11 protein-coding genes are annotated in these 12,758 nt (G+C 71.6%); 8 read left to right on the plus strand and 3 right to left on the minus strand.

Annotated elements, in window-relative coordinates; all coding sequences use genetic code 11:
* Positions 1-19: 19 nt before the first annotated feature.
* Positions 20-775 (minus strand): ABC transporter permease, encoded by a 756-nt coding sequence (locus BC793_RS06065; RefSeq protein ID WP_239169660.1) that lies wholly within the window; start codon positions 773-775, stop codon positions 20-22.
* Positions 772-1,701, minus strand: coding sequence for an ABC transporter ATP-binding protein (locus tag BC793_RS06070; protein WP_109590009.1), 930 nt, complete (start codon positions 1,699-1,701; stop codon positions 772-774). The genes BC793_RS06065 and BC793_RS06070 overlap by 4 nt, the downstream gene beginning before the upstream one ends.
* Positions 1,702-1,859: 158 nt before the next feature.
* Here BC793_RS06070 and rnhA point away from each other — a divergent pair, with 158 nt between their 5' ends.
* Positions 1,860-2,321: a ribonuclease HI gene (rnhA, locus tag BC793_RS06075; protein ID WP_109590011.1), complete on the plus strand. Its 462-nt coding sequence runs from the start codon at positions 1,860-1,862 to the stop codon at positions 2,319-2,321.
* 69 nt (positions 2,322-2,390) lie between these two features.
* Here rnhA and BC793_RS06080 read toward each other — a convergent pair whose 3' ends face one another.
* Positions 2,391-2,798, minus strand: coding sequence for a hypothetical protein (locus BC793_RS06080; protein WP_109590013.1), 408 nt, complete (start codon positions 2,796-2,798; stop codon positions 2,391-2,393).
* Between the two features lie 344 nt (positions 2,799-3,142).
* Between BC793_RS06080 and BC793_RS06085 the strand changes: the two genes are divergently transcribed.
* The 7 genes from BC793_RS06085 (at position 3,143) to BC793_RS06115 (ending at position 12,451) form a co-directional block, all read left to right on the plus strand.
* Positions 3,143-4,408 (plus strand): ABC transporter substrate-binding protein, encoded by a 1,266-nt coding sequence (locus BC793_RS06085; RefSeq protein WP_109590015.1) that lies wholly within the window; start codon positions 3,143-3,145, stop codon positions 4,406-4,408.
* Between the two features lie 39 nt (positions 4,409-4,447).
* Positions 4,448-5,404, plus strand: coding sequence for a DNA polymerase domain-containing protein (locus BC793_RS06090; protein ID WP_109590017.1), 957 nt, complete (start codon positions 4,448-4,450; stop codon positions 5,402-5,404).
* 100 nt (positions 5,405-5,504) lie between these two features.
* Entirely contained in the window at positions 5,505-6,581 is a 1,077-nt protein-coding gene (locus BC793_RS06095) for a sensor histidine kinase (protein WP_239169661.1), read from the plus strand.
* Positions 6,578-7,234, plus strand: coding sequence for a response regulator transcription factor (locus tag BC793_RS06100; protein ID WP_109590021.1), 657 nt, complete (start codon positions 6,578-6,580; stop codon positions 7,232-7,234). Before BC793_RS06095 ends, BC793_RS06100 begins: the two co-directional genes overlap by 4 nt.
* 93 nt (positions 7,235-7,327) lie before the next feature.
* Positions 7,328-10,231: a putative bifunctional diguanylate cyclase/phosphodiesterase gene (locus tag BC793_RS06105; RefSeq protein ID WP_109590023.1), complete on the plus strand. Its 2,904-nt coding sequence runs from the start codon at positions 7,328-7,330 to the stop codon at positions 10,229-10,231.
* A gap of 560 nt (positions 10,232-10,791) precedes the next feature.
* Positions 10,792-11,232: a TIGR03618 family F420-dependent PPOX class oxidoreductase gene (locus BC793_RS06110; protein ID WP_109590025.1), complete on the plus strand. Its 441-nt coding sequence runs from the start codon at positions 10,792-10,794 to the stop codon at positions 11,230-11,232.
* Between the two features lie 313 nt (positions 11,233-11,545).
* Positions 11,546-12,451, plus strand: a complete 906-nt coding sequence (locus tag BC793_RS06115) for a TIGR03619 family F420-dependent LLM class oxidoreductase (protein ID WP_109590027.1) — start codon at positions 11,546-11,548, stop codon at positions 12,449-12,451.
* Positions 12,452-12,758: the final 307 nt, after the last annotated feature.

Consider the following 12,758-nt stretch of genomic DNA (forward strand, 5'->3'; position numbering starts at 1 on the left):
CGATCGATGGACACGCCGGTCACTCCCACTTGAAGTTGCGGGCGGCCAGGGCCGGCCAGACCACCGCCCAGGTGCCCAGGGCCAGCCAGATGCCGAGCGGCACCGCGCCGCCGTGCATCAGCGTCTCCCGCAGCGCCTCGGCGTGTGCCGCGAGCGGCAGCAGGAACCAGCCGGCCGGGCCCAGGCCGGGCGCGCTGAACATGATCCCGCCGACCGACAGCATCACCACGTAGATCAGTGTGGCCGCGCCGGTGGTGGTCTCCGGTTTGAGGATGCTCGCCAGCAGCAGCGCCAGCCCGCTGTAGCCGGCCGTGGCGAGCACGGTCACGCCGATCGCCGGGAGCAGGGCGCCGGCCTCCGGCCGCCAGCCCACCGCGAGACCGACCAGCGCCAGGACCAGCACCTGCACGGCGATCTGCACGAGCACGGCGGCGGTCTTGGCCAGCAGCAGGCCGGGCCGGGTCAACGGGGAGGCGCCGAGCCTCTTGAGTACGCCGTAACTGCGCTCATACCCGGTGGTGATGGCCTGGCCGGTGAACGCGGTCGACATGACGGTGAGCGCGAGCACGCCGGGGACCACCCAGCCCAGCCGGTCGTCGGTCGGCAGGTTGGTGACCTCGAAGAGACCGGCACCGAGCAGCACCAGCAGCGGCACGCCCATCGCCAGGACGACGGCCTCGCCGCGGCGGGCGGTCAGCAGCAGCTCCATCCGGATCTGCCGGTCGAGGATGGTGCGCATCGGGGCCCGGCCGGGGGCGGGGGCGAAGGTGCTCACTTGGTTGCTCCCACCGGGGTCGGTGTGGCGGTCAGGGAGAGGTAGACGTCCTCGAGGGTGCGCCGGCGGGTGTTGATCGCGGTCACGTCGGCGCCGGCGGTGGCGAACCAGGCCAGCACCTCGGCGAGCCCGGCCGTGTCGAGGGAGCCGGAGATCGTGTACTGCCCGGGGGTGGGCTCCGCGACCGTACGCCCCGCGCGCAGCCCGGTGAGGTCGAGGCCGGGATCGGCCCGCACCTCCAGGACGTCGATGGCCGCGGCCGAGGTCAACTCGGCCGGGGTGCCGGTCGCCGCCACCGTGCCGGACCGCATGATCACCACGTCGTCGGCGAGGCGCTCCGCCTCGTCCAGCAGGTGGGTGGTGAGCAGCACCGACACGCCGTCGGCCCGCAGCTCCTCGATCAGCTGCCAGGTGGTGTGCCGGGCCTCGGTGTCCATCCCGGCGGTCGGCTCGTCCAGGAAGACCAGCTCGGGGCGGCCGACCAGGGCCACCGCGAGGCTGAGCCGCTGCTGCTCGCCGCCGGACAGGCGGCGGAACCGGGTCCGCTCGAATCTCCGCAGCCCGAGCCGGTCCAGCAGCATGTCGGTGTCGAGCGGGTGGGCCGCGAACGACGCGAACAGGCGCAGGATCTCGCCGGCCGTCGCCCACGGGTAGACACCACCGGACTGGAGCATGATCCCGAGCCGGGGCATCAGCTCGTCGTGGTCGCCGACCGGGTCCAGCCCGAGCACCCGGGCCCGGCCGTCGTCCGGCCGGCGGAAGCCCTCACAGATCTGCAGGAGGCTGGTCTTGCCGGCGCCGTTGTGCCCGAGCAGAGCGAGCACCCGTCCGCGGGGCAGGGAGAGCGACACCCCGTCGACGGCTGTCGTCTCGCCGTAACGCACCACGACGTCCCGCACCTCGACCGCGGCCGCGTCGCCACCCATCATGAGTCCCGCCCATCTGCGCTTCGTCCGCCACCGCCACCATACGGTGGCCCGCTGAAGCCCCCGGCTCGGCGGTGCGCACCGGATGGCCTGTCCCACACTCCCCCGCCGCACCGCTGGAGACCTCCTACCGAGGTCGGGCCTTATCGTCTCCAGGTATGAGCGTCGTGCAGATCTACACCGACGGGGCGTGTGCGCCCAATCCCGGTCCGGGCGGCTGGGGCGCGGTGCTGCGCTGGGGACGGGCGGAGAAGGATCTCTGCGGCGGCGAGGCGACCACGACCACGAACAACCGGATGGAACTGACCGCCCCGATCCGGGCGCTGGAGGCGCTGAACCGGGCGCCGCTGACGGTGGAGATCTACACCGACAGCGTCTACGTGCGCAACGGCATCACCCAGTACATGCACAACTGGAAGCGGAACGGGTGGATGACCTCGGCCCGGCAGCCGGTGAAGAACGTCGACCTGTGGAAACGGCTCGACGAGGCGGTCCGGCGGCACGAGGTCACCTGGCACTGGGTGAAGGGGCACGCCGGCCACCCGGAGAACGAGCGGGCCGACCGGCTCGCCGCGCGCGGGCTGCGCGAGGCGGTCGAGGCGGCGAAGCTGAAGAGCTGAGAACCGGCGATCCCGGGTACGGCACGGGCGGCCGCCCGGGATCGGCGGACGGCACGCCCCCGGCCGTGCTCACGGGGAGGTGTTGACCTCGGAGGGAGCCGGATCGTCGGCGCTCTCCACCTGGCGCGGGACCTTGGCGCGTGCCACCCGGTCGACGGGCAGCCGGTAGGTCTTCGCGCGCACCAGTTCCTCGGGCACGGCGTGGCGGCCCTCCCGCTGGCCGGGGACGTCAGGCGCGTCCGGAGCGTCGGGGTCGGTGTCCGTGTCGGCGTCCGGCGAGTCCGGCTTCCGGCCGGCGGCCCGGGCCGCCATGCTGAACACGCTGCGGGTGGCCGCGTCGTACCCGGTCTTGTACGCGTCCCGGAGGTCGGGGCCGCTCTGCCGGCGCTGATGGAAGCGCCCGGCGGCATACCCGGCGCAGGCCATGAGGGCGGCGGCCAGAACGATCAGCAGTGCGATGTCGCCCGGTGTGGTCATGCTCTGATTGTGACGAATCGGATAGACCGCCAGCTATGGCCCGTTTGACGTACCCCGGAGGAATTAGGTCGAAGGCTCAACTCACTTTCAGTGACGGTTCGGTGGCCGCTGTTCTCCGCGTCGCGCACCTGAACTGGGCCATATGACGTGAAGCCCTTAACCGTGAGTTACATTCAGCACAGCTGTGACATGGTCCGGCACCATCCGCCCAGCTCAAGATCCTCTCGGCTCTGGCGCATGGTGAAGCGTCGATAGATCACGAGTTGACACCTTTGAACGTGAAGCGGCACGGTACTTCCGATTGTCGTCGTGGCAACGACGGGTCTGGATGATGGAGGAACACCATGCGCTCCACCCGACGCGCCCTGGCGGCCGTCGTCGGCGCCGCCGCACTGCTCGTGGCGTCCGCCTGCGGGACCGGGGAGGACGACGACTCCACGGCCTCGAAGGTCGAGGTCTTCACCTGGTGGGCCGAGGGCGGGGAGAAGGCCGGCCTGGACGCTCTGGTCAGCCGATTCACCACCACCTGCCCCGGCCAGGAGTTCGTCGGCGGCGCGGTGGCCGGCGGGGCCGGCGTCAACGCCAAGCAGGTCCTCAACGCCCGGCTCCAGCAGAACGACCCGCCGGACACCTTCCAGGTGCACGCCGGCGCCGAGTTGCTCGACCACATCGACTCGGGCCAGATCAAGGATCTGACCAGCGAGTTCTCGTCGTGGGGCCTGACCGGGACGCTGCCGGAGGGCCTGATCGAGACGATCACGGTCAACGGCGCGCTGTGGTCGGTGCCGGTGGGTGTGCACCGGGCCAACGTCGTGTGGACCAACGACCAGGTGCTCGCCAGGTCCGGCATCCTGACCGCGCCGAAGACGCTGGACGCCTTCATCGCCGATCTCGGCAGGCTGCGCCGGGACGGCATCGAGTCCCCGCTCGCGCTGGGCCGGGACTGGACCCAGCTGATGCTGCTCGAATCGGTGCTGATCAGCGACCTGGGACCGAAGCGGTTCACCGGGCTGTTCACCGGTGCCACCAAGTGGGAGAGCAGGGCGGTCCGCGCGGCGATCGACGACTACGCCCGGATCCTCGACTTCAGCAACCCCGACCGGGACTCGCTGGACTGGCCCGACGCGGAGCGGCTGCTCATCGACGGCAAGGCCGGCTACCAGCTGATGGGTGACTGGCTCGCGGCGGACCTGGAGGCAAACAACTTCAGCGGGTACGACTCGTTCACCTTCCCCGGCAACGGCCGGGCCTTCCAGTGGCTGGCCGACTCGTTCGCGCTGCCCACCCGGGCGGTCAACCCGGCCGGCGGCTCCTGCTGGCTGCAGACGGTCGCCTCGCCGGAGGGCCAGCAGGCGTTCAACGTGCAGAAGGGCTCGATCCCGGCCCGGACCGACGCGCCCACCACCGGCTTCTCCGACTACCAGCTGGCGGCGGCCGGCGACTGGAAGTCCGGAGTGGCGGTCCCGTCCTGCGCGCACGGCTCGGCCTGCTCCCAGCCGTGGCAGAACGCGGCGAACGCGGCCCTCGGCGCCTTCTCCACCTCCGGTGACGCGACGGCGCTCCAGAGTGCGCTGGCCGCGGCGGCCAAGCAGTTCGTCCGCCAGGGCTGAGGGCGGGCACATCCGGCCCGGATCGGGCACGATGAGCGGATGGGTGAGGAGCGCGACGGCGTACCGCTGACCAATCTGGATCAGGAGCTGTTCCCGGGGGCCGGTGTGACCAAGCGGGACCTGCTCGACTACCTGGACGCGGTGGCCGACCGGTTCCTCCCGGTGCTGCGGGACCGTCCGCTCTCGGTGGTCCGGGTGCTCCGCGGGCAGGAGCGGTTCATGCAGAAGAACCTGCCGAAGTACACGCCGGACTGGGTGCCGCGCGCCACGGTCTGGGCCGAGGCGTCGCACCGCGAGGTGACGTACGCGCTGGCCAACGACCGGCGGACGCTGTTCTGGCTGGGCAATCAGCGGGCCGTGGAGTACCACCCGGCCCTGATGACCGCCGGCTCGGCGCACCCCACCCACCTGATCATGGACCTGGACCCGCCGGACGACGGCGGATTCGGCGTCGCCGTGGCGGCGGCCCGGCTCGTCCGGGAGGCGCTCGCCGGCGCCGGGATGTCCGGTGCGGTCAAGACCAGCGGCTCGAAGGGCGTGCACGTCTTCGTGCCGCTGGCCGGCGAGCCCGCGGTGGAGGACGTGGCGGCCGCCCAGCGCGCGGTGGCCGCCCGCGCCGAACGCATCGATCCCGAACTGGCCACCACCGCGTTCATCCGCGAGGACCGGCACGGCAAGGTCTTCCTGGACGCGACCCGGGCCGGCGGGGCGACCGTGGCGGCGGCGTACAGCCCGCGGATCAGGCCCGGCGCGCCGGTGTCGTTCCCGGTCGCGTGGTCCGATCTCGATCGGGTCGCGCCGGCCGACTTCACCGTGCGGACCGCGCCCGGGCTGCTCGCCGGCGGCGACCCGTGGGCGGAGTCGATGCCGACGCCGCAGGTGCTGGACGCCGGGCTAATCGCCGAGGGACACACCATCCCGGTCGCCCGGGTCCAGGCCATGCACGAGGGCAAACGGCGCGCCCGCGCCCGCCGCGAGGCGGGCGGGGAGGCCTGAGACTACTTCGATCGGTGTACGCGGTACTCGGGAGGCGTCGATGCGGGTGACAGCGCCGGGACGACGCGCCACCCGGCCCGGCGGCCCTAACGTCCCGGCCATGACGAACCTCACCCGGGTCGCGGCCGTCCTGACGCTCGTCGGGGTGCCGGCCGGGCTCGCGCTCACCGGCGGCAACGCCGACACCGTGCTGACCCTCACGCTCGCCGCCTGGCTGGCCGGGTTCGCCCTGCTCGCCCACCGATGGCCGCTCGCCGTCCTGGTCGTCACGGTGCTGACGGTCAACGCCTGGCGGATCTCCGGCCTGATCGAGGCCGGCTGGCTGTGGCCGGCCACCGCCGCGCTGGTCGCCCTGGTCCTGGCGGGCCGTCTGCGGACCGCGGTGTCGGCCGCCGTCGGCACGCTGCTCTGGGGCCTCCAGTGGGACACGTTCGTCCACCCGCACGACGCGGACTGGGTTCTCGGCCGGCTGGGTGGGGAGGCACTGTGGGCCGGTGCCGTCCTGGCCGGCGCCACGGCGTACCGGAACACGCTGCGCTGGCGGGCCGAGGCCGCCCAGCGGTTCGACGTCGAGTCCCGCCGCCGACGGGCCGAGGAGCGGGTGGAGATCGCCCGCGACCTGCACGACGTGGTCTCGCACACGCTCGCCGTCGTGGGGGTGCACCTGAACGTGGCGCTGGACGCCTTCGACACCGAGCCGGAGGAGGCCAAGGCGTCGCTGCGGCTCGCCCAGGAGGTCCGCGGCCGGGCGATGACCGACCTGAAAGCGCTGGTCGGCGTGCTGCGCGAGGGGGAACTGCCCGCCCTGGAGGGTCTCGGCCGGCTGTTCGACCAGGTCCGCGAGGCGGGACTGGAGGTGTCGTTCAACGAGTTCGGCGACCCGGTCGAGGTGCCCGCCCCGGTCGCCGCCGCGATCCACCGGGTGGTGCAGGAGTCATTGACCAACACGGTGCGGCACGCCGGCGCCCGCCGGGTCGTGGTGACGATCCGCTACGCGCCGGACAGCGTGCTCGTCGACGTCCGGGACGACGGGACGGGTGGCGGCCGAACCGTCGACGGCCACGGCATCGCCGGGATGCGCGAGCGGGTGGCCGCGCTCGGCGGCGCACTCACCGCCGGCCCGGGCCGGACCGGTTTCACGGTCCGGGCAAGCATCCCGATCACGGAGCGGACATGACCATCACGGTTCTCCTCGCCGACGACCAGCACCTGGTCCGGGCCGGTTTCCGGAGCCTGCTGCGGCGCGGCCGGGACCTGTCGGTGGTGGGCGAGGCGTCCACCGGCGACGAGGCGGTGCGCGCGGCCCGGGAACTCCAGCCGGACGTGATCCTGATGGACATCCGGATGCCCGGCATGGACGGCATCACGGCGACCCGGCGGATCCTGGCCGCCCAGCGGGCCCGGATCATCATCCTGACCACCTTCGAGACCGACGAGTACGTCTTCGCCGCCCTCGCCGCCGGAGCCAGTGGCTTCCTGACCAAGGAGATCGACCCGGACGGGCTGCGTGCCGCGGTCCGGGTGGTGGCCGGCGGTGACGCGCTGCTCTCGCCCAGCGTGACGCGCCGTGTCGTCGGCCAGTTCGCGCACCGTCCGGTCCCGGCGGCCGGCCGGGCGGGCGGAGAACGGCTGTCGGTGCTCACCGGGCGTGAGCGCGAGGTGGTCCGCCTGGTCGCGACCGGCCTGTCCAACGACGAGATCGCCGCCACTCTGGTGATCAGCCCCCTGACCGCGAAGACCCACGTCACCCGGGCCATCGCCAAGCTCGGAGTCCGTGACCGGGTGCAGTTGGTGATCGTCGCCTACGAGGACGGCCTGGTCGGTAACTGATCGTCAGGATCTTCTCAGGACGGCCCGCACCGGCCCGATGACCCGGTTATCCACACCTCGGCCGAGGTGACGCAACCGGAAAGGGGCGAGCGGATGGCAGTCGACACGACAGTGCCCGACCCGCGGCCGACCCGCCGCTGGGCCAGTCTCAGTGTCGCGGCCGGCGCCGTTCTCGCCGTCCTGACCGCACTGGTCGTCACCGGGGTGGGCGGACCGGAAACGGCCCGCGCGGTGACCGCCTGGGGCCTGCTGGTTACGGCCTCGGCCGCGGCGGCCGGCTGCGTGTGGCGGTCCCGCGGCTTCACCGGGCGGGCCCGCTGGGGGTGGGGGCTGCTCGCCTCCGGAGTGTTCCTCTGGGGTCTGGGCCAGTTCGGCTGGTTCACCCAGTGGACCGTCCCGGGAGTGTCCGGGAACCTTTTCCCGTATCTCGGCGCCCCCGGCCTGATCGGCCTCGTGGTGCTGATCCCGGCCGGTGTGCTGACCCTGCCGAGCGCCTCACAGCCGCTGGTCAACCGCCTCCGCAGCGTGCTCGACGGCCTGCTGATCGCCTCGTCGCTGGTCGTGGTGGCGTGGGTCTTCGTGATCGGCCCGCACCTCGGCGACGGCGGGCCGGGGCCGGCCTTCTACCTCACCCTGATCTTCCCGCTGGCCGACATCGTGATCGCCACGATCCTCGCCTACATGCTGCCGTCGCAGCGCCGCCGCCACGGCTGCGGCTCCGACCTGGCGTTCTTCGGCACCGGAATGGTCGCCTTCGCGATCACCGACCTCGGGCACGTCTATCTAGAACTCGTCGGCGACTTCAGCGGGGCCCCGTTGGTGCACCTGCCGTCGCTGGCCGGGTACACCCTGATCCTGATCGGCGCGATCCGCCCCCGCGACGGCGACGCGAAGCCACTGGACCTGCCGCCCGGCGTCTGGAGCACCGCGATCCTGGTGCCGTACCTCGCCGTGCTCGCCGCTCTCGGATCGAGCGTGATGTTCCACCTCCAGACCGGGCACAACCACCCGCTCGTCGTCTGGGGCCGCTCGGTCCTCATCCTGCTGATCGTGGGCCGGCAGCTGCTCACCCAGCTGGAGAACCGTGCCCTGACCCGTACGCTGGAGAGTCGCGTCACCGAGCGCACCGCCGAACTGCACGCCCGGGAGCAGTGGTTCGAGGCCCTGATCCGGCACAGCTCGGACGTGGTCACGGTGATCGACGCGGACGGCCTGATCCGCTACCAGAGCGAGTCGATGCGCCGGGTCTTCGGCTACCCGCCGGAGGCGTTCGTCGGCCGCCGCTACACCGACCTGGTCGACGACGAGGTGGCGCTGCGGCTGGCCCAGGCGATGCGCCAGGTCGCCGCCCGCCCGTTCGCCGACGTGACGCTGGAGGTCGTGCACACCCACCGCGACGGCGGCAGGCGCCCGTCCGAGGTGATCATCACGAACCTGGTGGACGACCCGCACGTGGCCGGCTTCGTGCTGAACACGCGGGACATCAGCGAGCGCATGGAACTGCAGGAACAGCTGATGCACGAGGCGTACCACGACTCGCTGACCCAGCTGGCCAACCGCGCACTGTTCCGGGAGCGGGCCGCGACCGCGATGCGCGGCACCGGCGCGGTCACCGTGCTGCACCTCGACCTGGACGGTTTCAAGCGCGTCAACGACAGTCTCGGTCACCTGGCCGGCGACCAGCTGCTGGTGCAGGTCGCCGACCGGCTGCGCGGCTGCGTCCGCGACGGTGACCTGGTGGCCCGGTTCGGCGCCGACGAGTTCGGCGTGCTCCTGCTCGGCGAGGACGAGAACGGCGCCGAGCCGGTCGCCCGGCGCATCCTCGACGACCTGGACGCGCCGGTGATGTTCGGCGAACGCCAGATCCACGTCCGGGCCAGCATCGGCCTGGCCGGCACCGGCTCACCGGAGCAGGCCGGCGCCGCGGAACCGGCCAGCGCCGGGGCCGGCACCGCGCAACCCGCCATCGTCGAGGCCGGCACTGCGCAACCCGCCATCGTCGAGGCCGGCACCGTGCAACCCGCCATCGTCGGGGCCGGCACCGCGCAACCCGCCATCGCCGGGGCCGGCACCGCGCAACCCGCCATCGTCGGGGCCGGCGCCGGTGACCGCGCCGAGCAGCTGATCCGCAACGCCGACCTGGCCATGCACCACGCCAAGGCGTCCGGCGGCGGCGTCTTCTCCGGATACCACCCGCGGATGCGCGAGGGCCTGGTCGACCGTCTGGAGCTGGAGTCCGACCTGCGCGCCGCCCTGGAGAACGGCGACCTGCGCCTGCACTACCAGCCCACCGTGGACCTGGCCACCAGCGAGGTGATCGGCTTCGAGGCACTGGCCCGCTGGCCGCACCCGACCCGCGGCATGATCAACCCGCTGGACTTCATCCCGATCGCCGAGGCCACCGGCCTGATCGTGCCGCTGGGCCGCTGGGTACTGCACGAGGCGTGCCGGCAGGCCGTCGAGTGGGGTATGGCAGGCGACGGCCGCCCGCCGAAGATGTCGGTCAACGTCTCGGTCCGCCAGTTCGACCGGGCCGATCTGTCCGAGATGGTCTCCACGGTGCTGGCCGAGACCGGCATGCCCGCCGACCGGCTGTGCCTGGAGATGACCGAGAGCGTCCTGATGACCGACACCGAGGCCAATCTGGAGCAGTTGCTGCGCCTCAAGGCGCTGGGCCTCACCCTGGCCATCGACGACTTCGGCACCGGGTACTCGTCGCTCGCCTACCTGCGCCGCTTCCCAGTGGACACTCTCAAGATCGACAGGTCGTTCGTCGAACGCCTCGGCGTCATCGCCGACGACACCGCCCTCACCGACACCATCGTCCGCCTCGGCAAGAGCCTCGGCATGGCGACGGTCGCCGAGGGCATCGAGGAGTTCGGTCAACTCGCCGCCCTGCGTGAGATGGGCTGCGGCTTCGCGCAGGGTTACTACTTCTCCCGGCCGGTCCCGGCCGCCGAAGCCGGCCGGCTTTTCCTCGAAGGCGCAAATGCCTGACTTTGTACGGTCTACGTGGAGTTCCGCCAAGCCACGCGACACATACGGACCGTAACGACCGACCAGCGACCGCCGGGCCGAGGCGATCCGCTACGCAGCGTAACCAGCCCCTGACGACTCCAGCGCGACTCCCGGCCCCCGTCCCCTCCACCCGGCTGGTCCTCACCGCTGCCTCAAACGCCGCGAGACAACGGTGAGAACCAGCCAGGCTCTCCCGCCTGGACCCCACCGCTGCCTCAAGCTTCGCGAGACAACGGCAAGAGCCAGCCAGACCTTCCCGGCTGGTCCTCACGTGTCTCAAGCGCTGTGAGACAGCGGTGAGAACCAGCCAAACCTTCCCGGCTGGACACCACCGCTGCCTCAAGCGCCGCGAGACAACGGTGAGAACCAGCCAGGCCCTCCCGGCTGGACGCCACCGCTGCCTCAGCCGCTGTGAGACAGCGGTGAGAACCAGCCGGGGGTTCTCGGCTGGACGCCACCGCTGTCTCAAGCGCTGTGAGACAGCGGTGAGAACCAGCCGCGGGCCGGGGTGGGTAGGGTCGGTGGTAGGGGGTGGTGGGATGGGTGCGCTTGAGGACGCGTGGGGACTCAGCCGGGACGAGACCGGGCTGGCGATCGTGTCGACGGTTCGGGCCGATCAGTCCGTGCAGTCGACGCTCGTCAACACGGGGCTGATCGGGCACCCCGTGGACGGGGTGCCGGTGCTGGCGTTCGTCACCTACGGGGCGGTCAAGCTGCGCAATCTGCGGGAGCGACCACAGATCGCGGTGGCGTTCCGCAGTGGCTGGCGCTATGCGACGGTCGAGGGCATGGCCCTGCTGGCCGGCCCGGACGACCCGCAGCCGTGGCTGGATCCGGAGCGCCTGCGGCTGCTGCTGCGCGACATCTTCACGGCCGCCGGCGGCACCCACGACGACTGGTCGGCGTATGACCGGACCATGGTGGAGCAGCGACGGGCGGCAGTGCTGGTCACCCCGACGCGGATCTATCCGGGCGGCTGACCGACAGCGCGCGCCGTGTTATTCGGGCGGCTGGCCGACAGCCTGTGTCGTGTTGATCCGGACGGCTGACTTACAGCCGCGTCGTGTCGATCCGCGCGGCTGACCGACAGCCGCGTCGTGTTGATCCGGGCGGCTGGCCGACAGGCTGTGTCGTGCCGATCCGGGCGGCTGACCGACAGGCTGTGTCGTGCCGATCCGGGCGGCTGACCGACAGCTCGTCGTGGGCGGTGAGCGTTGGGGATGCCCGGAAACGGGCGACGTGGGGTGGGCGGTCGGCGGACGGCGGCCGGGTGCGGCGGTTAGGTTGCTTTTCATGCTGATCAGTTTCGGATGTCCGGTGTCCGGCGCCTGGGCGCAGCCGGAGACGTTGACCACGATCGCGCGGCAGGCCGAAGAGCTGGGATATCACGGTCTCTGGGCGTTCCAGCGGCTGCTCGTGGGCCGCGACCAGGATCTTGCGCCGGTCTATCACAGCGTGCTGGACCCGATCGTCGCGCTGACCTGGGCGGCCGCCGCGACGTCCCGGATCCGGCTGGGTGTCTCGGTGATCAACCTGCCGTATGTCTCGCCTGCCTACCTGGCCAAGCAGGTGAGCTCTCTGGACCGGCTGTCCGGTGGGCGGTTCGACCTGGGGCTGGGCACGGGTTGGTCGGCGCCCGAGTTCGAGGCGACCGGCTCGGACCCCAAGCCGCGGGGCCCTCGCACCGAGGAGTACCTGGCGGTTCTCAAGGCCCTGTTCAGCGCCGAGGAGACGGAGTTCGGCGGCCGTTTCTACCAGGTGCCGCCGAGCCGGATGCTGCCGGCTCCGACGCAGGCGGGTGGCCCTCCGGTGCTGCTCGGCGGCACGGCGGACGTGGCGTTGCGGCGGGCCGGCCGGATCGCGGCGGGCTGGGTGAGCAGCAGCCGCACCACGCTGCCGGAGATCGCCCGCGGTGTCCGGATCGTCCGCGAGTCGGCGGAAGCGGCCGGCCGTGACCCGGATTCTCTGCGTATCGTGGTTCGGGGCGTCGTCCAGGCCGGGCGGCGGGACGAGGCGATCCCGCTCTCCGGCGACTGGACGCAGATCCGTGCGGGTGCGGAGAGGTACGCTGAGGCGGGCGCGACCGAACTGTTCTACGAACCCAACTGGGATCCCCGTATCGGTGGGCTCGACCCCGACCCGCGGGTCGCCGCGGAGCTCGGCGCGGAAGTTCTCGCGGGCCTTGCGCCGAACCACTGATCGACTCCCCAATACACCGGCCGTAATCGAACGCCGATAAATGCGCGATCTTGTTGCTCACCGCGACTACGGAACGTTCATCGGCGCGAGCCGATGGCGGTTCGAAATCGGAAACCGCTGGGAAACAGTGCGGCAGCATCGGGCGCTCACCAGGGCCGGTAACTCTCCGCAACTGCAAGAACGCATAAGCACGGTAAACCCGACATTCTCAGCCCTCCGGTCGTTTCGCCGCATGGGAGATGGCGCCTTTACCCCCAAAATGGGTTCTTATGACCACGGCACTCGGAGCACGATATGACCTAGGCCT

This window comes from Actinoplanes xinjiangensis (assembly GCF_003148685.1).
Lineage (GTDB): Bacteria > Actinomycetota > Actinomycetes > Mycobacteriales > Micromonosporaceae > Actinoplanes > Actinoplanes xinjiangensis.